Below are 18657 nucleotides of genomic sequence, written 5' to 3' on the forward strand. Positions count from 1 at the left end.
TCATTGCGCCGCCTGCATCGGCGCGGGCGCCGCAAAGCGCACATGGCCGAAGCGCGTCTCCGGCCGCCGGCGGGTCAGCGCAAGGATGAAACCGGCCGTGATCGCCACCGCGATCATCGACGAGCCGCCATAGGACACGAACGGCAGCGTCATCCCCTTGGCCGGCAGAAGCTGCAGATTGACCATGATGTTGATCATCGACTGCAGGCCGATCAGCGTGACCAGCCCGCTGACGGCGAGCCGCCGGAAATGGTCCTCCTCGCGGAACGAGCGCATCAGCCCGCGCAGCACGATCAGCGCGAACACGCCGACCAGCACCATGCACAGCACGATGCCGTATTCCTCGGCCAGCACCGCGAAGACGAAGTCGGTATGGCTGTCGGGCAGGATGCGCTTGATCGTGCCCTCGCCGGGCCCCTGGCCGAACCAGCCGCCGCGCACGATCGCCTCGCGGCCGGTGTCCACCTGGAACGTGTCGCCGGCGCCGGTGAAGAACTCGTCGATACGGTTGGCCACGTGCGGCAGCATCAGATAGGCGCCGACCAGCCCGGCGACGCCGATCCCGCCCAGCACGACGATCCACAGCCAGCTCATGCCGGCCATGAAGAACATCGCGCCCCAGGTGCCCGCAACGAGAACGGTCTGGCCGAGGTCGGGCTGGGCGACAAGCAGCGCGGCGATCGCCGCAAACAGCACCCCGGCCAGCAGGTTGCCCGGAATGTCGGGACGGCGCAGATGCTCGGCGAACAGCCACGCGCAGATGATCACGAAGGCGGGCTTGGCGAACTCGGACGGCTGCACCGAAACGCCGGCAATCCGCACCCAGCGGCGCGAACCCTTGACCTCGAGCCCGAAGAACAGCGCCAGCACCATCAGCGCCATCGCGCCGAGCAGCACCACGAGCGCCACGCGCCGCATCTGACGGTCATCGAGGAACGACACGCCGATCATCACCGCCACCGCCGGCACGATGAACATGGCGTGCCGTTCGACGAAGTGGAACGTGTCGAGCCCGATCCGGTCGGCCACATCGGGGCTGGCCGCGAAGGAAAGAACGATGCCGAACCCGATCAGCGCGATGAAGCCGAACAGGAACCACCTGTCGACGGTGCGCCACCATTCGGTGACCGGTCGTCGGTCGCTGCGTCTCTGCATCAGGCCCCTCCCCCCGCCGCGCGCGGCACGTCATGCGGTTCAAGCGCATCGACCGCCGCGACGAACGCTTCGCCGCGCTTTTCGAAGTTGGCGAACTGGTCGAAACTGGCCGCCGCCGGCGCCAGCAGCACGACCGGTTCGTCGGCGTCCGAGGCGGCGGCGTCGGCGGCCGCATGATTGACCGCCACATCGAGCGTCGCCGAAATCTCGAACGGCACGCGGCCGCCCAGCGTGGCGGCAAAGGCGGGCGCCGCCTCGCCGATCAGGTAGGCCCGGGCGATCCGGTCGAAGAAGCGGGCGAGCGGGGCGATACCGCCCTCCTTGGGAAGGCCGCCGGCGATCCAGTGGATCGACGCGAAGCTGGCGAGCGAACGGGCGGCCGCCTCGGCATTGGTCGCCTTGGAATCGTTGACGAACAGCACGCGCCCGTGCCGCGCGACGATCTGCATGCGGTGGGCGAGCCCGCCGAACGAGGCCATGCCGGCGCGGATTTCGCTGTCGGTGAGGCCAAGCATGCGGCACGCATGCAGCGCGGCGAGGGCGTTCTGCAGATTGTGCTCGCCGCGCAGCGAGGGCGCATCCGACAGGTCGATCGCGTCGCGATCGGTGGTGACGCTGATGCGCGTAACGGCGACGCCGGACTTCTCGATCAGGTTGGCGATCGACGCGCACCAGGGATCGTCGACGCCGACGATGGCCCGCCCGGCCTTCTTGACGAGCTGTTTCTTGACGAGCGCGTAGTTCTCCATCGAGCCGTGCCGGTCCAGATGATCGGGCGACAGGTTCAGAAGGATGCCGATACCCGGATCGAGGCCCGGCGCCAGGTCGATCTGGTAGGAGGAGACCTCGACCACATGGATACGGTCCGGCGCCGGCGGTTCGAGATCGAGCACCGGCACGCCGATATTGCCGCCCATCTGCACGTCGCGGCCCGCTTCGCGCAGGATGTGGGCGATCAGCGCCGTCGTCGTCGACTTGCCGTTGGTCCCGGTGATCGCCACGAACGGGGCATCCGGGGCCAGCAGGGCGCGCTGTCGGCAGAACAGTTCGATGTCGCCGATCACCGGCACGGCGTGCGCCTGCGCCTTGCGGACGGTCCAGTGCGGTTCGGGATGGGTGAGCGGCACGCCCGGCGACAGCACCAGCGCGTCGAACGCCGACCAGTCCGCTTCGCGCAGATCGGCCGTCGCGATGCCCTCCGACGCCGCCCTTTCGACGCTGGCCGGATTGTCGTCCCAGGCGATCAGATCGGCCCCGCCGGCGACCAGCGCGCGGGCGCTGGCAAGGCCCGACCCGCCAAGGCCGAACAGTGCACAGCGCTTTCCCGCGAACGCGGTGACCGGGATCATCGGCTCACCTCAGCTTCAGCGTGGACAGGCCGACGAGCGCCAGAATGACCGCGATGATCCAGAAGCGGATCACCACCTGGCTCTCGGTCCAGCCGAGTTTCTCGAAATGGTGGTGGATCGGCGCCATCAGGAAGATGCGCCGGCCGGTCGCCTTGAAGTAGGCGACCTGGATGATCACCGACAGCGCCTCGGCGACGAACAGCCCGCCGATGATGATCATGACGATCTCGTGCTTGGTGGCCACCGCGACCGCGCCGATCAGCCCGCCCAGCGCCAGCGAGCCGGTATCGCCCATGAAGATCGCCGCCGGCGGCGCGTTGAACCACAAGAAGCCGAGCCCCGCCCCGATCACCGCGCCGAGCACGACGGCCAGTTCGCCGGTGCCCGGCACGAAATGGATCTGCAGATAGTCGGCGAAGATCGCGTTGCCCGAAAGATAGGCGATCACCCCGAACGAGGAGGCGGCGATCATGATCGGCACGATGGCGAGCCCGTCGAGCCCGTCGGTCAGGTTGACCGCGTTGCCGGCCGATACGATCACGAAGGCGGCGAACGGAATGAAGATGATGCCAAGATTGATCAGCAGTTCCTTGAAGAAGGGAAAGGCGAGCGAGGAGGAGAAGGGCACGTTGCCCGCCCGCATGATCACATACGCGGCAAGGCCCGCGATCAGGAATTCGAGCGCCAGCCGCGAGCGGCCCGAAAAGCCCTTGTCGGTCTGCTTGGTGACCTTCAGATAGTCGTCGTAGAAGCCGATCGCGCCGAAGCCCAGCGTCACCGCCACCACCACCCAGACGTAAGGGTTGGTCAGGTTGCCCCAAAGGAGCGTCGCGCCGATGATGCCGATCAGCATCATCAGCCCGCCCATGGTCGGCGTGCCGGCCTTCTTGAAATGGGTCTGCGGCCCGTCCGCCCGGATCGGCTGGCCCCGGCCCTGGCGCAGCCGCAGCACCGCGATGATTCGCGGGCCGAACAGGAACACGATGAAGGCCGAGGTCAGCAGCGCGCCGCCGGTGCGGAAGGTGATGTAGCGGAACAGGTTGAAGAACTGGACCTGATCGGAGAATTCCGTCAACCAGAATAGCATGTCGTCTTCCCCTCAGGCCCGGCGCGGATCACGCGGCGGATTCAGCGTTCCGGAACAGCGCGACCAGTCTTGAAAAGCCGATCCCGTTCGAAGACTTGACCATCACCACGTCGCCCTCGGCGATGTCGCGTCTGAGCACGGCGCCGAGCGTATCGACATCCTCGAAATGATCGGTCGGCGGGCCGTCCTCGCCGATCGCCTCTGCGAGCGCGGCCATCTCGGGTCCGGCCAGATAGAGCCGGTCGAGCCCGGCCTTGCGGACCGGTTCGGCGAGCGCGGCGTGCAGGTCGCGCGCGTGCGCGCCGAGCTCCAGCATGTCGCCCAGAACGGCGATGCGCCTGCCGCCCGATCTGGGTTCGAGCGAGGCGAGCAGGTCGAGCGCCGCCTCCACCGAGGCCGGGTTGGCGTTGTAGCTCTCGTCGATCAGCGCGAAGGTCCCCGCGCCCGCCCTGAACCGGTACTGCTTGCCGCGCCCGTCCGGCGCCGGCAGGTCGGCAAGCGCGTGCGCGACCCTGGTCATGTCCGCGCCCATCAGGTGACAGACCGCGAGCACGCCGAGCATGTTCTGCACCACGTGCCGGCCCGGCAGCCCGACCTTGAAGGCGACCTCCTCGCCGAACACCTTCGCCGTCACGCACGAGCAGTCGGCATGGTACTTGGCGTTGATGAGCTGCACGTCGGCCTTCTTGTCGGCGCCGTAGCCGATGATGCGGTTCACGCCGGCCTTGCCGGCCAGTTCCGCCAGCAGCTTGAAGCGCTTGTCGTCGCGGTTGATCAGCCCGGTGCCGCCGCGCACCACGCCCGAGAAGATCTCGGCCTTGGCGTGCGCGATGCCGTCGAGGTTCTTGAAATTGCCCAGATGCGCGGCGGCGATCAGCGTGACCATGCCGATATGCGGCCGCACCAGCTTGACCAGCGGCGTGATCTCGCCGGCATGGTTCATGCCGATCTCGAACACGCCATAGTCGGTGTCGGCGGGCATTCTGGCGAGCGTCAGCGGCACGCCCCAGTGATTGTTGTAGGAGGCGACCGACGCATGCACCCTGCCGCAGCGGCCGAGGACATGGCGCAGCGCGTCCTTGGTGGTGGTTTTGCCGGCCGAACCGGTCACCGCGACGATGCGCGCCTTGGTGCGCGCCCGCGCCGCGCGGCCGAGCTGGCGCAGACCCTCGAGCACGTCCGGCACCACGAGCAGCGGCACTGTCAACCCGCCGAGCGCGGCGATCTTGTCTTCCTGCACGACAAGGCACGAGGCGCCGGCCGCGATCGCCTTGGAGGCGAAGGAATGGCCGTCATGGGTGTCGCCCCTGATGGCGAAGAAGGCATCGCCCGGCCGGAGCGTGCGCGTGTCGATCGAAATGCCGGTGACGGCGCCGGCCAGCCCGCCCACGGGCCGCGCATCCATCGCGTCGGCCATGTCCTGACCGGTCCACAGCGGTGTGCCGTTCGCCTCGCCCGTCATGTGCGCATCATCGCTCATGCCGCCGCCATCCCGGCGAGTGCGGCCCGCGCTTCCTCGTGGTCGGAGAAGTGGCGCGTCACGCCGGCGGCGGTCTGGCCGGTCTCGTGGCCCTTGCCGGCGATCACCAGCGTGTCGCCGCGCGACAGCGCCGAGATCGCCGTCCGGATCGCCGCGCGCCGGTCGCCGATCTCGATCGCGCCGGGCGCCGCTTCGATGATCGACGCGCGGATCGCGGCCGCATCCTCCGAGCGCGGATTATCGTCGGTGACGTAGACGCGGTCGGCCAGCCGTGCGGCGATCTCGCCCATGATCGGCCGCTTGCCCGGATCGCGGTCGCCGCCGCAGCCGAACACCACGGCAACCTTGCCGGTCGTGAACGGCCGCACCGAGGACAGCACCTGTTCGAGCGCCTCGGGCTTGTGCGCATAGTCGACATAGACGACCGCGCCGTTTTCGGTCGTGCCGACCAGATCGAGCCGGCCGGGCGCGCCGGTCAGATGTTCGAGCGCGCCGAACGCGGTCGCCGGCGCGACGCCGGTCGCGATCGCAAGGCCGGCCGAGACCAGCGCGTTGGCGACCTGGAAGTCGCCGGCCAGCGGCAGGTCGATCAGATGCGTCTCGCCGGCATGGACGAGTTCGATCACCTGCTTGTGGCGTTCGTGCTCGACGCGCTTGAGCGCGATGAAATCGCCCCTTCGCCCGACGGTCAGCACGGTGCAGCCGGCCGCGCGCGCCGCCTCGGCGGCCCGGTCCGACCAGCCATCGTCGGCGAAGATGATCGCCGGCCTGCCCGCGCCGAGCAGCGTGTCGAACAGGCGCATCTTGGCGGCGAAATAGGTTTCCATGTCCGGATGATAGTCCAGATGATCGCGGCCCAGATTGGTGAAGCCGGCCGCCGCCAGTTCGACCCCGTCGAGCCGGCGCTGGTCGAGCCCGTGGCTGGAGGCCTCCATCGCCGCATGGGTGACGCCGGCGGCGGCGAGATCGGCGAGGATCGTGTGCAGCCTGACCGGATCGGGCGTCGTCAGCGCGCCCTCGATCACCATGTCCGGCGCGACGACGCCGGTGGTGCCGATCGAGGCAGCGCCAAGGCCCGCACGGGCGAAGATCTGCCGCGCGAACGAGGCGACCGACGTCTTGCCGGCGGTGCCGGTGACGGCGACGATGGTTTCCGGCTGCGGGCCGTAGAGCCTTGCGGCGATCAGCGCCAGCGCCCTGCGCGGATCGTCGACGCGGATCACCGGCGCATCGACATCGACCGTCGCGTCAGGGCCGCACAGCACGGCCACCGCGCCCTTTTGGACCGCATCGGCGGCAAAGGCGGCGCCGTCGAGCTTCGAGCCGGGCAGCGCGACGAAGAGATCGCCCGGCCCGACGGCGCGCGAATCCGACGACACGCCGGAGATGCCGCCCTCGGGCAGCGGTCCGGGTGCCGGTTCGACCAGCCTGGCCAGTTCATCGAATTGCATGTGCCGTTCCGTCAGAATCGGGCTCCTTGTTATCGTCTAATACGACACGAGCAAGGCGTCACGGGTGACGTCGTAGCGCGGTTCCACACCAAGCAGCGGCACCGCCCGGCCGATGATGCGGCTGACCGTGGGCGCCGCGTTGAGGCCGGCGGTGGCGCTGTGCTGGCCCTCCTCGGGCTTGGGCTCGTCGATGATGATCAACACGACATATTCCGGATCGTCCATCGGGAAGGCGGCCAGGAACGCGTTGAAGCGGTGATCGTCCGAATAGCGGCCGTTGATCACCTTCTCGGCGGTGCCCGTCTTGCCGCCGACGAAGAAGCCGTCGACCGTGGCGCGCCGGCCCGAGCCCTGTTCGGCGTTCAGCCGGAACAGGTAGCGCATCATCGCGCTGGTCTCGGCCTTGATGACCTGGGTGGCGAGGGCGTTCGCCTCGGCCTCGGTGCGCGGCAGGAAGCTCGGCGGGATCAGCCGGCCACCATTGACGAGCGCTGCGGCGGCGACCGCGGTCTGCAGCGGCGTCGTCGAAACGCCGTGGCCGAACGAGATGGTGATCGAGTTAAGCTGCTTCCATTCGGCCGGCTCGAGCGGCTTGGCCACTTCGGGCAGTTGCGTGTCCATCCGGTCGAGCAGGCCGAGCCGTTTCAGGAACGCCCTGTGCCCGTCGATGCCGACCACTTCGGCCATCTTCGCGGTGGCGATGTTGGACGAGTAGATGAAGGTCTCGGGCACCGAGAGAATGCGCTTCTTGGCGTGGAAATCGTTGATGGTGAAGCGGCCGTAGCGGATCGGCTGGCGCGCGTCGAACCGGCTTTCGAGCGTGACCAGGCCCGAGTCGAGCGCCATTGCCGTGGTGAACGCCTTGAACGTCGAGCCCATCTCGAACGTGCCCGCGGACATGCGGTTGAGCCGGTCCTTGTCGAGCGCGTTGAACGGGTTGTTGGGATCGTAGTCGGGCAGCGAGACCATGGCGACGACCTCGCCGGTCTTGGCGTTCAGGATGACGCCGCCGGCGGCGATCGCCTGATAGCGCTGCATCGCCTGCACCAGCTCGTCGCGCACGATGTGCTGGACCCCGGTGTCGATGGAAAGCCGCACCGGCTCGAGCGCGTCGGACTGGTCGAGCCCCAGTTCCTGCAGCGTGCCGAGCCCCTGATCGTCGACATATTTCTCGATGCCGGCCGTGCCGGCATTGTCGATGTTGACGAGCCCGACAATGTGCGCGGCGGTCGGCCCGCCCGGATAGAAGCGCCGCGTTTCCTCGCGAAACCCGATGCCCGGAATGCCGAGCGCCATCACCTCGGCCTGCTGGCGCGGGGTGATCTCGCGACGCAGCCACACGAACCCCGCGCCCGAGGACAGCTTGCGGTGCCAGTCCTGATAGTCGACGTCCGGCAGCACGCTCGCCAGCGCCTCGACCGCCTCGTCGGGATCGATGATCCGGCGCGGCTCGCCGTAGAGCGCGGGCACGCGGATGTCGGTCGCCAGAAGATTGCCGCGCCGGTCGATCAGGTCGGGCCGCGCGGCGAGGATGCGATCGTTGACGCCGTAGGTGCCGGCATGGTCGAGATCGGTCAGGCCGTACTGGACCAGCCGGCCGCCGATCAGCGCGTAGACCGCGATGAAGCAGCCGATGGCGATGCCGAGCCGGCCCCTGCCCATGCGCATGAGCCGGTCGCCGCGATGGACCGCCGGCCGCGCGCCGAACCGCGGGAACGGGCCGAACCGCATGCGTGGCAGGGCGAACGGCATGCTACTGCCCTCCCCCGTCGATGCTGCCCGTGGTGAGCGGATCGGACGGCTCGCCGGCGATGATGTCGCCGACCGCGTCGCCGGGGTCGAACTGCGGCGGACCGGGCAGTTCCTCGACCGCGATGAACTGGTTGGCGTCGGGCGTCTCGAGGCCGAGATCGGCGGCGTAGCGCTCGGCCAGCAGCTGCAGCCTTTGCGGGTGGCTCAGATGCGCCCAGTCTGCCTTCAGAAGGTCGATCGTCTGACGCTCCAGCGCGATCTGCCGCTCGAGCCGGCGGATCTCGGCCAGCCGCTGCTCGGATTCGTGCTTGATCGAATAGGTCCAGGTCGCCGCCGCGATCACCAGCGCGACCAGCACCAGATTGACCAGGCGCATCATGGCGTGCCCCCTTTGGCGGGTTGTGGCCAGGGCAGATCGGGCAGGCCGAACAGGCCCATGTCGGCGGGCCGCGCCGGCGCATCGGTGCGCCGTGCCGCGCGCAGCTTGGCCGAACGGGCGCGCGGGTTGGCCTCGATCTCGGCCGCCGAGGGCTTGACCATCGCCTTGCCGGCGACCGTGAAGCTCAGCGGCCTTGGTTCGGTGGCCGGCATGTGGCGCGATCCGGCGCCCTGGCTGGTACGGTCGGCGATGAAGCGCTTGACGATCCGGTCCTCGAGCGAATGGAAGGTGACGACGACCAGCCGGCCGCCCGGCTTCAGGCAGGTCTCGGCGGCGAACAGCGCCCGGGCCAGTTCGCGCAGTTCGTCATTGACGAAGATGCGCAGGCCCTGGAATGTCCGCGTCGCCGGATGGATGGTGTCGCGCCCCTTGCGCGGCTGCACCGCCTCGATCACCGAAGCGAGCCGGCCCGTGGTCTCGATCGGCGCCTCCTGCCGGGCCCGCACGATGGCGTGCGCGATCTTCGGCGCGGCGCGCTCCTCGCCCAGAATGCCGATGATGCGGATCAGATCCTTGACGTCGAACCCGTTGACGACGTCCGCCGCGCCGAGCCCGGACTGCGCCATGCGCATGTCGAGCGGGCCGTCATGACGGAACGAAAAGCCGCGCGCGGCCTGGTCGAACTGCATCGACGACACGCCGATGTCGAGCACGAAGCCGTCGAGCGAGGCCGGCGCCACATGGTCGGCCAGCGTCGAGAACGGCGCTTCGACGAGCCGCAGACGGTCGCCATGTGTCTCGGCCAGGGCATGGCCCGCCGCGATCGCGTCGGGATCGCGGTCGAAGGCAATAACGGTTGCGCCCGCCTCGAGGATCGCGCGCGTGTAGCCGCCCGCACCGAACGTGCCGTCGGCGATCAGGGCATCGGGGGTCGGGTCGAGAGCGGCCAGCACCTCGGCCAGCATGACGGGCGTGTGGGGCGCTGCCCCGGTCACGATGGTCCCGTCCCGGCCTGCGCCTCGCGCTGGGCCAGAAGCCGGGCGCGCACCCGCGCGCGGTGCTCGGCGAAGCGCTCGGGCGACCACATCTGGAAGAAGTGTCCCCGGCCGACGAAATGCACCTGATCGGTGATCCCCGTATGCTCGCGGATGAAATCGGTGACCGTGATCCGGCCCGTGCCGTCCAGCTTCAGGAAGGCGCCGTCGCCATGCACGTAGAACGACATGTCGTCCGATGTCCGGTCGAACGGGTCGTCGTCCGCCAGCTTCTGCTCGAACCGCTCCAGAAGGTCCATGCCGCCCGCATCGATCGCCGCCATGTCGATCGACTGCAGGGCGTAAAGATCGGTCAGGCCCCGCGTCTGCAGCACCGAACGGAAATGCGCCGGCACGGAAACCCGTCCCTTCGCGTCGATCCGGTTCACCGCATTCGACAGAAACCGCTCCACGCACGACACCCGCTGCTTCCGTCCGGCGCAGAAACCGCTGTGCGGTCATGGCCAAACCTGTCCCCTTCGTCGCGGATTTGCATCCGCCCGCGGCCCCTGCGGCCGCCCCTCTCGGGCGCTCGTCCGTGTGTCCGCGAAGCGTCGGCACGACCCGTCGCGCGCGCACGCCCGACCTTGCCGGGCATGGCGTCCATGCCGCACCACGAAACGCTGAAAGGACGATTACGCCGTCGTGATTTGGGGTAACATGGGCTGGCATGGGCGTCAACGGGATTGCGGTGCCCGAGCCGGGTCTCGGCGTGGGAGGTCCGCCCGCGCGGGCGCAACCGAACCGTTTATCGGCGGTTAACCTTAACGATTGGTTGCGGCAGACCGGGCAGCCACGTGCGTTGAAAGGAGAAATTGCCAGTCGGCCTGTAAGCCGGGTTCTGTGAGCCGCTTTCGCGGCCCGGCAGCCATTCATCTGGGACGCCCGTCGCCGGACGCCTCATGCAACCCACCCGGACGGCTGGTGCGGAGACACCGGGCTTGCGCCCGCGCCGTCCCTATTCGGTCTTGCTCCCGGTGGGGTTTACCGTGCCATGGTCCGTTACCGGCCATGCGGTGGGCTCTTACCCCACCCTTTCACCCTTACCCGCGCTGGCGCGCGGGCGGTTTGCTTTCTGTGGCACTGTCCCTGGGGTCGCCCCCGCCGGACGTTATCCGGCACCGTTCTCCATGGAGCCCGGACTTTCCTCGACGTCCGCCTTTCGGCATGAGGACGCCGCGGCCGCCCGGCCGACTGGCAATGGTTTCATGTAGTTGAAAGGCACGCCTTTCGCAAACCGCAGCCGGTCACAGCGCGCTGACCATCGTGTAGCGCCCGCCACGGTCCGAAAGCCGGTTCAGCGCCAGCGCCGCCTCGGTGACATGCAGCGCTTCGGCGGCGAGCCGTTCGCGGCCCTTGCCCCGACCGGCAAGACAGTCTGCCATCGCCGCAAGCCCGGCACAGAAATCGATCTGCGAGGGATAGGCCGGCAGGTGCGTGCGCGCCGGCCTATCGGCATAGCGGAGCTTGCGGCCGGCCGGCAGGCGCAGCGGCAGCGCCCGGCCGAGCCGCGCCTCGACCCGCCGCGCGATGCGATGGCCGAGCGCCGGCGTCTCGCCGGCCGCCTCCAGATGCACCGCCGACCGGTTGTCCCACAGATCGGCGACGGTCAGCGTGCCGGTTTCGCCCATGATCGTCATCGCCCGGTCGCGCGGCGCGCAGAGCCCCGTCGTCAGCCGCGCCATCACGCCGTGATCGAAGGTGAGCAGCGCGCAGGAGAAGTCCGGCGCCATCCCGCCGGCGGGGATCTGAGCGCCCTTGTCGACGAAGAACGTGCCCGACTGGCCGGTGATCGTCCGGATCGGTCCGAACAGGCCGATCAGCCATGTCAGCGCGTAGCCGGCATGTTCGAGCGTGCAGCCGATGCGGAATTCGTGCGCGCCCGGCCACGGCGCCCCGGAGACCGAGCGCCACTGCCGCCAGTTCTGCCGGAACACCGGCCCGTCTTCCATCTCGGCATAGACGAGCTTCGGCGCGCCGATCGCGCCGCGTTCGAGCGCCGCCCTTGCCAGCGCAAAGGCGTCCGAACAGGCGTTGGCCGGCGCCCCGGCGAGCACCAGCCCGGCCTCGTCCGCCGTCCGAGCGAGCGTTTGCGCATCCTCGAACCGCATCGCCAGCGGCTTTTCGCAATAGACGTGCTTGCCGGCGGCAAGCGCCGCCATGGCGATCTCGAAATGGCTTTCGGGATCGGTCAGAACGGCCACCGCCTCGACGGTCTCGTCGGCGAGCAGCGCGTCCTGCGCGGCATAGGCGGTCGCGCCCCAATGGGCGCGGAACTGGCCGAGCCGCGCCTGATCGACGTCCCACACCCCCGCCAGCTCGAGGCCGGGATGGTTGGCAAGCGTGGTCATGTAGTAGTCGGCGACGAACCCCGTGCCGATGATCGCAAAGCGCATGTGCCCGTCCCGGTTGCGCGGCGTTCACTTCACCCTGAGCCTGTCGAAGGGCGAAGGGAACCCGCAAGCCCGCTCCTTCGCCAAGCCCTCATCCTGAGCCTGTCGAAGGACAGGGCTTGCGGTCGATCGGGCCGTCGTTCCCGATCCGTCCGGAAGCGTGAACTTCGACCGCCCCGGCGTGAAGCACCGCAACGACATCTGCACTGTAGGCAAACCCGACGAAGAAACCGTTTACGCTTCGCCGCTGCCGCTCTCGCGGGGCGGCACCAACGCGTCGTCCTCGTCCTCGTCGTCGCGGGCGGGGATGACATAGGCGCCCGACAGCCAGCGGTTCAGATCGATGTTCTTGCAGCGCGTCGAGCAGAACGGATAGGTCTCGCGCGCCGAAGGCCCGCCGCATTCGGGGCATTTTCGCTTCGGCCTGAGCGGTTCGACGCGCGCCATCACACGCCCCCCTGCGCCCAGGCGAAATGCACCGAAAAGCCCTCGCCGGTCAGAAGCGCCACGGTCTCGGCGAGCGGCAGGCCGACGACATTGGTGTAGGAGCCGACGAGCTTGACGACGAACGTGCCGGCCAGCCCCTGAATGGCATAGCCGCCGGCCTTGCCGTGCCATTCGCCCGAGGCCAGATAGGCCTCCATCTCCTCGCGCGTGAGCCGCTTGAAGCGCACCCGGGTCTCGACCACGCGCTGGCGCAGCCGGCCCTTGGGCGTGACCAGCGCAAGCCCGGTATAGACCCGGTGTGCGCGCCCCGACAGCATGCGAAGACACTGCGAAGCCTCGTCGAGCAGCTCGGCCTTGGGCATGACGTTGGAGCCGACCGCGACGACCGTGTCGGCGGCCAGGACGAACGGTGCGGGCCCGCGCTCGTCCTCGGCCTGCCCCTTGCGCTCGCCGTCGATGATCTGGCGCGCCCGCTCGGCCTTTTCGCCCGACAGCCGCCGGGCGAGCGAACGCGGATGCTCGGCCTTGTAGGGCGTCTCGTCGATATGGGTGGGCAGCAGGCGCGCCGGCTCGATGCCGGCCTGGGCGAGCAGCTCGACCCGCCGCGGCGACGCCGAGGCGAGAACGAGCGGCGCTTCGCTGTGTGCCTGGGCGCTCAACGGCGTCTCCGTCCCGCCACGGCCGCAGGCTCGACGCGCTGCACCGGCGTTCGCCGCGAAGACGGTTCGGCACGGGCTTTCGGCCGAAGGCGCTCAGGGGTCTGCGGCTCGCTCATTGCGCGTTCGCGTTACTTGAAGCGATAGGTGATGCGGCCCTTGGTCAGGTCATAGGGCGTCATCTCGACCAGCACCTTGTCGCCGGTCAGCACGCGGATACGGTTCTTGCGCATCTTGCCGGCGGTGTGGGCGATGATCTCGTGGTCGTTTTCCAGCTTGACGCGGAAGGTGGCGTTGGGGAGCAGTTCCGTGACAACGCCGGGGAATTCAAGCAGTTCTTCTTTCGCCATGCGAACCTGTGTGATCCTTGTGATCGGCGGTGAGCGCGCGGACCCGCGCGCCGCCTCGAAAATATCGTTCATGCGGGAAAGCCCGGCCGACGGCCAGGCGCGCCGCCCGGAATGGGCCGCTGTCTAGCGCATAGATGGGGATTTGAACAGCCGGTTTGCAGGGGGTGGGGGTCATGCGCTTCCCAAGTGGATCACGGCGGTCAGCTCTTGGCCGCCATATGAGTTCTCGGGACAGGAAGCTGGATACGGCCGCGCTCCGCACCATGCGGTCAGAAAAGGTGGCTATGCTCTCAAAGCTGCTTGTTCAGGTGCCACACTTGCTCGACCGGATAGCTCTTGGCCCAATCTGCCCCGATTGCCGCGCGTGTTCCCGATGCCCATTCAGGTGCGAAAAGCTCCTGATACTTCATCACGGTGAACCCGATCTGCGAGAACAGCGCCATCCATGACGAGACGGTCAGGTTGAAGCAGATGCCGCTTGGCTCGTACGCGACCTCCGTCCAGTCAGCGCCCCACATCCCTCGATAGGGGCGGTGCAGCGCCCAGTCGCAGGACGAACCGTCAAGAGGCGAGCAGATCAGCGACAGCGGGTGGTTGCCGAGGAAAACCAGCCGTCCGCCGGGGCGCAGCAAGCGCCATGCCTCCCGCAGCCATTTCTCCGGTGGACACCAGATCGAAGCGCCATATTCCGAGATGGCGAAGTCAAACGCAGTATCAGGCAGGCCCGTCGCCTCGGCATTTGCCTCGATGAACGTTTTTTCTGCGCCATGCTCCGTGGCAAGGCGACGTGCGGTGGCCAACTGTTCTGCAGAGATGTCGATTGCCGTGACCCTTGCGCCGCGTCGCGCCATCCAGCCCGAGACATAGGCCGTGCCGCACCCAAGCTCGATTGCTTCCATACCCGTCATGTCCGATGGAAGCAGGTCCAGGCCCTTGTCCGGATTTCCCCAGTTGCCCCATTCGGGCGTCTCGAGGCTCCATAGACGTTTGCCGATCGCAACCCAGTTGACCGCGTCGGCGTTCCAGAGATCCCTGTTGATCGATAGGTGGTCGCTTGTCATTGCCCCGCACCCGATGGCGTGCGCTCTGCCTCAGATACACCGCGCCACAAGCAAGGCAGGCGATCTCCTGAAAACGGTCCGGTCAGGTTTCCCTACTCTGTTCGTACTTCGACCGGACCGGTCGATGGCGAACCCGGCACGCCTCCTCACCCCTTCCAGTGCAACACGCACACCAGGGTGAACAGCCGCCGCGCCGTGTCGAAGTCGATGGCGATCTTGCCGTCGAGCCTTTCCTTCAGCGTTTCCGAGCCGTCATTGTGGACGCCGCGCCGGGCCATGTCGATCGTCTCGATCTGGCTGGTGGTCGCGCTCTTGATCGCCTCGTAATAGCTCTCGCAGATCATGTAATAGTCCTTGACGATCTTGCGGAACGGGCCGAGCGACAGGATGTGGGTGGCGACCTGCTCGCCCGCCTCGCGCCGGACCACGAACACCAGCTTGCCCTCCTGCACCGACAGGTTCAGCACATAGGGCCCCTCACCGGTGTCGCCGACCGGCTTGAACCGGTTCTCCTCGATCAGGTCGAAGATGGCGACCGCCCGCTCGTGCTCGACGTCCGGCGTCGACCGGCCGATCGAGGCGTCGAGCGTCAGGTCGACCAGCCGGTCGTTCGGGCCGAATTCGCTCTCATCGGCCATCGGGCCCACCCTGGTTCATGCGGATGGAGACAGAGCGGGCGTGCGCGCCCAGCCCCTCGGCCTCGGCCAGCGCGATCGCCGCCGGACCGAGGGCGCGCAACTGCTCGGGTCCCAGCTTGAGGATCGAGGTGCGCTTGACGAAATCCATGACCGACAGACCGGACGAAAAGCGCGCCGAACGCGCCGTCGGCAGCACATGGTTGGAGCCGCCCACATAATCGCCGATCACTTCCGGGGTATGGCGGCCGATGAAGATCGCCCCGGCGTTGGAGACGCGCCGCGCCAGCGCGTCGGCCTCGTCGCAGGCCAGTTCCAGGTGCTCGGCGGCGATCCGGTCGATCAGCGCCACGGTGGCGTCCGAATGGATGTCGCCCACGGTGACGATGCCGCCGAAATCGCGCCAGCTCGCCGCCGCCGTGTCGGCGCGCGGCAGCGTCTTCAGCTGGCGTTCGACCGCGCCGGCCACCGCTTCGCCAAGGCTCTCGTCGTCGGTGATCAGGATCGACTGGGCCGCCTCGTCATGCTCGGCCTGGGCCAGAAGATCGGCGGCGATCCAGTCGGGATCGTTGGCGCCGTCGGCCACCACCAGCACCTCGGACGGCCCGGCGATCATGTCGATGCCGACCGTGCCGAACACACGCCGCTTGGCGGCGGCCACATAGGCATTGCCCGGCCCGACGATCTTGGCGACGGGCTGGATCGTCTCGGTGCCGTAGGCGAGCGCGGCCACCGCCTGCGCCCCGCCGATCCGGTAGATCTCGGTGACGCCGGCCAGATCGGCCGCGGCCAGAACCAGCGGGTTGAGCACGCCGCCGGGCGCCGGCACGACCATGACGATCCGGGCAACGCCGGCGACCACCGCCGGCACCGCGTTCATCAGCACCGAGGACGGATAGGCCGCCGTGCCGCCGGGCACGTACAGGCCGACCGATTCGACCGCCGTCCAGCGGCTGCCGAGCGTCACGCCGAGCGCATCGGTGTAGGCGTCGTCGGCCGGGAGCTGGCGTTCGTGATGGGCGCGGATACGGTCCCGCGCCAGCTCCAGCGCTGCGCGCGTCCCGGCATCGATGCGGTCCGTCGCGGCCGCGACCTCGCCCGCGCCGACGCGCATCGGCGTGTCGGCGAAATCGAGCCGGTCGAAGCTGGCCGTCAGCCGCGCCAGCGCCTCGTCGCCATTCTGGCGCACATCGTCGATGATCGCGCGCACGGTCGCGTCGACATCCTCGGAGACCTCGCGCTTGAGCCCCAGAAAGGCGGAAAAGCGGGTCTCGAAATCGGCGGCGGTGGTGCTCAGCAGATGCGGCACGGCTGGTGTCCTTCCACGCGCTCAGCCGGCCGGATGGCGCGGCTTGAAGCTGGTCTCCCAGGCCGAACCCAGATCGGCCATCTGCGCCTCGATCACCTCGACGTCGAGCCGCACCGCAGCCTCGTCGGCGAACACCAGTTCGACCGTGCCGGCGGGCGCTTCGCCGCCGGGCAGGAACCGGATGGCGAGCAGCGACAGCACCTGGTCGTCGTCGCCGCGCCTGATGCCGATCGTCTTCACGCCGGTGACGCGGGCGAACGACAGTGCCGCCTGCCGGCGCTCGTGGCCGCGGGCGCGGCCGCCGGTCTCCGCATCCCAGGCGAACCGGTTGGCGACCAGTGAGAACCGGTTGGCGGAGGGGCGATAGTCGAACGTCGACGGCTTGGTGATGGCGTCCTGCATCTGCGCGGATATGACCGTCAGATCGGATTCGTCCAGCGCCATCAGTTTCAAGCCGTCCATCGGTCCGCCACTCGCATGCAGGGATCGGGGTTCGGCCGAACTGCTACGCGTTTCGCCGGTGCGGTGCAACAGCACCGATCGGCGCAGCCGCGGCCCTCAGGCGGAGACGCGCGCGATCTCGGCACCGCAGGCGCCGAGCTTCTCCTCGAGCCGCTCGAAACCCCGGTCGAGATGGTAGACACGGTTGACCTGCGTCTCGCCCTCGGCGGCAAGTCCGGCGATCACCAGCGAGACCGAGGCGCGCAGGTCCGTCGCCATCACCGGCGCGCCCTTGAGCACCGGAACGCCGGTGACCGTTGCGGTCTGCCCGTTCAGCGCGATGTCCGCGCCCAGCCGCGCCAGCTCCTGCACGTGCATGAAGCGGTTCTCGAAGATCGTCTCGGTGATCCGGGAGGTGCCGCTGGCTTTCGTCATCAGCCCCATGAACTGCGCCTGCAGATCGGTCGGAAAACCCGGGAAGGGCCGGGTCGTGACGTCGGCGGCGACAAGGCCGTTGCCGTTGCGGTAGACGCGCACGCCGCCCTCCTCGGGCGTGATGTCGATGCCCGCCTCGCCCAGCACGTCGATCGCCGCCTGCCAGGTCTCGGTCTCGGCGCCCTTGAGCAGCACGTCGCCACCCGTCATGCCGACGGCCATCGCATAGGTGCCGGTCTCGATCCGGTCCGGAATGACCCGGTGGCGCGCGCCCGACAGCGCGGCGACGCCCTCGATGTGGATCGTGTCGGTGCCGGCACCCTCGATCTTGGCGCCCATCGCGTTCAGGCATTCGGCCAGACACCGCACTTCGGGCTCGCGCGCCGCGTTCTCGAGCACCGTTTCGCCGCGCGCCAGCGAGGCGGCCATCAGCGCCACATGGGTCGCGCCCACCGAGACCTTCGGGAACGCGTAGCGGGCGCCGACCAGCCCGTTGCCGGCGGTCGCGTGCACATAGCCCTTCTCGATCTCGATCTGCGCGCCCAGCGCAGACAGCACCTCGATGAAAAGGTCGACCGGCCGCGTGCCGATCGCGCAGCCGCCCGGCAGCGACACGCGCGCCTCGCCCATCCGCGCCAGCAGCGGGCCGATCACCCAGAAGCTGGCCCGCATCTTCGAGACGAGTTCGTACGGCGCGGTGACGTCGACGATGTCGCGGGCGGTGAAATCGATGGTGCGCGCGAAGTTCTGGCCGTCGGCGCGCCGGCGCCCGCGCACCGCATAGTCGACGCCATGATTGGACAGGATGCGGATCAGCTGCTCGACATCGGCCAGGTGCGGCACGTTCTCGAGCGTCAGAGTGTCGTCGGTCAGCAGCGAGGCGATCATCAGCGGCAGCGCCGCGTTCTTGGCCCCGGAGATCGGGATCACCCCGTTCAGCCTGTGGCCGCCGACGATGCGAATGCTGTCCATCAGGAAAGTGTCCCCTTGCTGCGTGCGCCCCTGCCCGCGTGGCCGGCGGGCCCGCGACATCGGCGCGCTCTAGACGATGATCGGGGCCGGTTCAAGGCAACCGCGCCGCTTCGGCCTCGTACCGAAGGGCACTTCGGCGGTCCCGCGGGCAGCCGGAACGCCGGCCTCGATCGCGAACCTCTGGTCTGCCAGACAGGCTTGAAGCGATGGTTAACGCCGGGTTGATCGCATGCCGGGCGTCTGCCGGACACCGCGCCGCGCCGCCATACGA

18 protein-coding genes and 1 other RNA gene are annotated in these 18657 nt (G+C 68.6%); all 19 read right to left on the bottom strand.

Going from position 1 to position 18657, the window contains the following annotated elements; genetic code table 11:
• Positions 1-1155, bottom strand: a complete 1155-nt coding sequence (gene ftsW / locus E0E05_RS13330; RefSeq protein WP_131617166.1) for a putative lipid II flippase FtsW — start codon at positions 1153-1155, stop codon at positions 1-3.
• Positions 1155-2504, bottom strand: a complete 1350-nt coding sequence (murD, locus tag E0E05_RS13335) for a UDP-N-acetylmuramoyl-L-alanine--D-glutamate ligase (RefSeq protein ID WP_131617167.1) — start codon at positions 2502-2504, stop codon at positions 1155-1157. The genes ftsW and murD overlap by 1 nt, the downstream gene beginning before the upstream one ends.
• A 4-nt stretch (positions 2505-2508) precedes the next feature.
• A complete protein-coding gene (gene mraY / locus E0E05_RS13340; protein WP_131617168.1) occupies positions 2509-3591 on the bottom strand; it encodes a phospho-N-acetylmuramoyl-pentapeptide-transferase in 1083 nt (360 codons plus the stop codon).
• Between the two features lie 28 nt (positions 3592-3619).
• Positions 3620-5071 (bottom strand): UDP-N-acetylmuramoylalanyl-D-glutamyl-2,6-diaminopimelate--D-alanyl-D-alanine ligase, encoded by a 1452-nt coding sequence (locus E0E05_RS13345; RefSeq protein ID WP_428977578.1) that lies wholly within the window; start codon positions 5069-5071, stop codon positions 3620-3622.
• A complete protein-coding gene (locus E0E05_RS13350) occupies positions 5068-6522 on the bottom strand; it encodes a UDP-N-acetylmuramoyl-L-alanyl-D-glutamate--2,6-diaminopimelate ligase (protein WP_131617169.1) in 1455 nt (484 codons plus the stop codon). The genes E0E05_RS13345 and E0E05_RS13350 overlap by 4 nt, the downstream gene beginning before the upstream one ends.
• 36 nt (positions 6523-6558) lie before the next feature.
• A complete protein-coding gene (locus E0E05_RS13355) occupies positions 6559-8274 on the bottom strand; it encodes a peptidoglycan D,D-transpeptidase FtsI family protein (RefSeq protein WP_131617170.1) in 1716 nt (571 codons plus the stop codon).
• 1 nt (position 8275) lies between these two features.
• Positions 8276-8653 carry a cell division protein FtsL gene (gene ftsL, locus E0E05_RS13360; protein ID WP_131617171.1) on the bottom strand — a complete coding sequence of 126 codons (378 nt, stop codon included), beginning with the start codon at positions 8651-8653 and terminating at the stop codon, positions 8276-8278.
• Positions 8650-9618, bottom strand: a complete 969-nt coding sequence (rsmH, locus tag E0E05_RS17715; RefSeq protein ID WP_244598078.1) for a 16S rRNA (cytosine(1402)-N(4))-methyltransferase RsmH — start codon at positions 9616-9618, stop codon at positions 8650-8652. Before rsmH ends, ftsL begins: the two co-directional genes overlap by 4 nt.
• 26 nt (positions 9619-9644) lie before the next feature.
• On the bottom strand, positions 9645-10100 hold the full coding sequence (gene mraZ / locus E0E05_RS17720) for a division/cell wall cluster transcriptional repressor MraZ (RefSeq protein ID WP_244597728.1): 456 nt from the start codon (positions 10098-10100) through the stop codon (positions 9645-9647).
• A gap of 401 nt (positions 10101-10501) precedes the next feature.
• Positions 10502-10885, bottom strand: an RNA gene (rnpB, locus tag E0E05_RS13370) — RNase P RNA component class A.
• Positions 10886-10934: 49 nt separating this feature from the next.
• Positions 10935-12083, bottom strand: coding sequence for a Gfo/Idh/MocA family protein (locus tag E0E05_RS13375; protein ID WP_131617173.1), 1149 nt, complete (start codon positions 12081-12083; stop codon positions 10935-10937).
• A 231-nt stretch (positions 12084-12314) separates the two neighbouring features.
• Positions 12315-12527 (bottom strand): DNA gyrase inhibitor YacG, encoded by a 213-nt coding sequence (yacG, locus tag E0E05_RS13380; RefSeq protein ID WP_131617174.1) that lies wholly within the window; start codon positions 12525-12527, stop codon positions 12315-12317.
• A complete protein-coding gene (locus E0E05_RS13385; protein ID WP_131617175.1) occupies positions 12527-13186 on the bottom strand; it encodes a Maf-like protein in 660 nt (219 codons plus the stop codon). The genes yacG and E0E05_RS13385 overlap by 1 nt, the downstream gene beginning before the upstream one ends.
• 128 nt (positions 13187-13314) lie before the next feature.
• Positions 13315-13533, bottom strand: a complete 219-nt coding sequence (gene infA / locus E0E05_RS13390; protein ID WP_039730604.1) for a translation initiation factor IF-1 — start codon at positions 13531-13533, stop codon at positions 13315-13317.
• A gap of 290 nt (positions 13534-13823) precedes the next feature.
• Complete coding sequence (locus E0E05_RS13395; RefSeq protein ID WP_131617176.1) at positions 13824-14594, bottom strand: class I SAM-dependent methyltransferase; 771 nt, start codon at positions 14592-14594, stop codon at positions 13824-13826.
• Between the two features lie 146 nt (positions 14595-14740).
• A complete protein-coding gene (locus tag E0E05_RS13400; protein ID WP_131617177.1) occupies positions 14741-15232 on the bottom strand; it encodes a UPF0262 family protein in 492 nt (163 codons plus the stop codon).
• Positions 15222-16538 carry a histidinol dehydrogenase gene (gene hisD, locus E0E05_RS13405; protein ID WP_131617178.1) on the bottom strand — a complete coding sequence of 439 codons (1317 nt, stop codon included), beginning with the start codon at positions 16536-16538 and terminating at the stop codon, positions 15222-15224. The genes E0E05_RS13400 and hisD overlap by 11 nt, the downstream gene beginning before the upstream one ends.
• Positions 16539-16559: 21 nt before the next feature.
• Entirely contained in the window at positions 16560-17000 is a 441-nt protein-coding gene (locus E0E05_RS13410) for a DUF2948 family protein (RefSeq protein WP_131617179.1), read from the bottom strand.
• 96 nt (positions 17001-17096) lie between these two features.
• The gene (gene murA / locus E0E05_RS13415) at positions 17097-18386 is read right to left on the bottom strand and encodes a UDP-N-acetylglucosamine 1-carboxyvinyltransferase (protein ID WP_131617180.1); all 1290 of its coding nucleotides are present in this window, start codon (positions 18384-18386) and stop codon (positions 17097-17099) included.
• Positions 18387-18657: the final 271 nt, after the last annotated feature.

Source organism: Roseitalea porphyridii (assembly GCF_004331955.1).
GTDB lineage: Bacteria > Pseudomonadota > Alphaproteobacteria > Rhizobiales > Rhizobiaceae > Roseitalea > Roseitalea porphyridii.

Coding starts and splice junctions, on each gene's coding strand:
- ftsW (WP_131617166.1), bottom strand. CDS start 1,155: ATGCAGAGACGCAGCGACCGACGACCGGTCACCGAATGGTGGCGCACC.
- rsmH (WP_244598078.1), bottom strand. CDS start 9,618: ATGCTGGCCGAGGTGCTGGCCGCTCTCGACCCGACCCCCGATGCCCTG.
- mraY (WP_131617168.1), bottom strand. CDS start 3,591: ATGCTATTCTGGTTGACGGAATTCTCCGATCAGGTCCAGTTCTTCAAC.
- infA (WP_039730604.1), bottom strand. CDS start 13,533: ATGGCGAAAGAAGAACTGCTTGAATTCCCCGGCGTTGTCACGGAACTG.
- E0E05_RS13345 (WP_428977578.1), bottom strand. CDS start 5,071: ATGAGCGATGATGCGCACATGACGGGCGAGGCGAACGGCACACCGCTG.
- murD (WP_131617167.1), bottom strand. CDS start 2,504: ATGATCCCGGTCACCGCGTTCGCGGGAAAGCGCTGTGCACTGTTCGGC.
- yacG (WP_131617174.1), bottom strand. CDS start 12,527: ATGGCGCGCGTCGAACCGCTCAGGCCGAAGCGAAAATGCCCCGAATGC.
- ftsL (WP_131617171.1), bottom strand. CDS start 8,653: ATGATGCGCCTGGTCAATCTGGTGCTGGTCGCGCTGGTGATCGCGGCG.
- E0E05_RS13395 (WP_131617176.1), bottom strand. CDS start 14,594: ATGACAAGCGACCACCTATCGATCAACAGGGATCTCTGGAACGCCGAC.
- E0E05_RS13400 (WP_131617177.1), bottom strand. CDS start 15,232: ATGGCCGATGAGAGCGAATTCGGCCCGAACGACCGGCTGGTCGACCTG.
- murA (WP_131617180.1), bottom strand. CDS start 18,386: ATGGACAGCATTCGCATCGTCGGCGGCCACAGGCTGAACGGGGTGATC.
- E0E05_RS13410 (WP_131617179.1), bottom strand. CDS start 17,000: ATGGACGGCTTGAAACTGATGGCGCTGGACGAATCCGATCTGACGGTC.
- E0E05_RS13355 (WP_131617170.1), bottom strand. CDS start 8,274: ATGCCGTTCGCCCTGCCACGCATGCGGTTCGGCCCGTTCCCGCGGTTC.
- E0E05_RS13350 (WP_131617169.1), bottom strand. CDS start 6,522: ATGCAATTCGATGAACTGGCCAGGCTGGTCGAACCGGCACCCGGACCG.
- E0E05_RS13375 (WP_131617173.1), bottom strand. CDS start 12,083: ATGCGCTTTGCGATCATCGGCACGGGGTTCGTCGCCGACTACTACATG.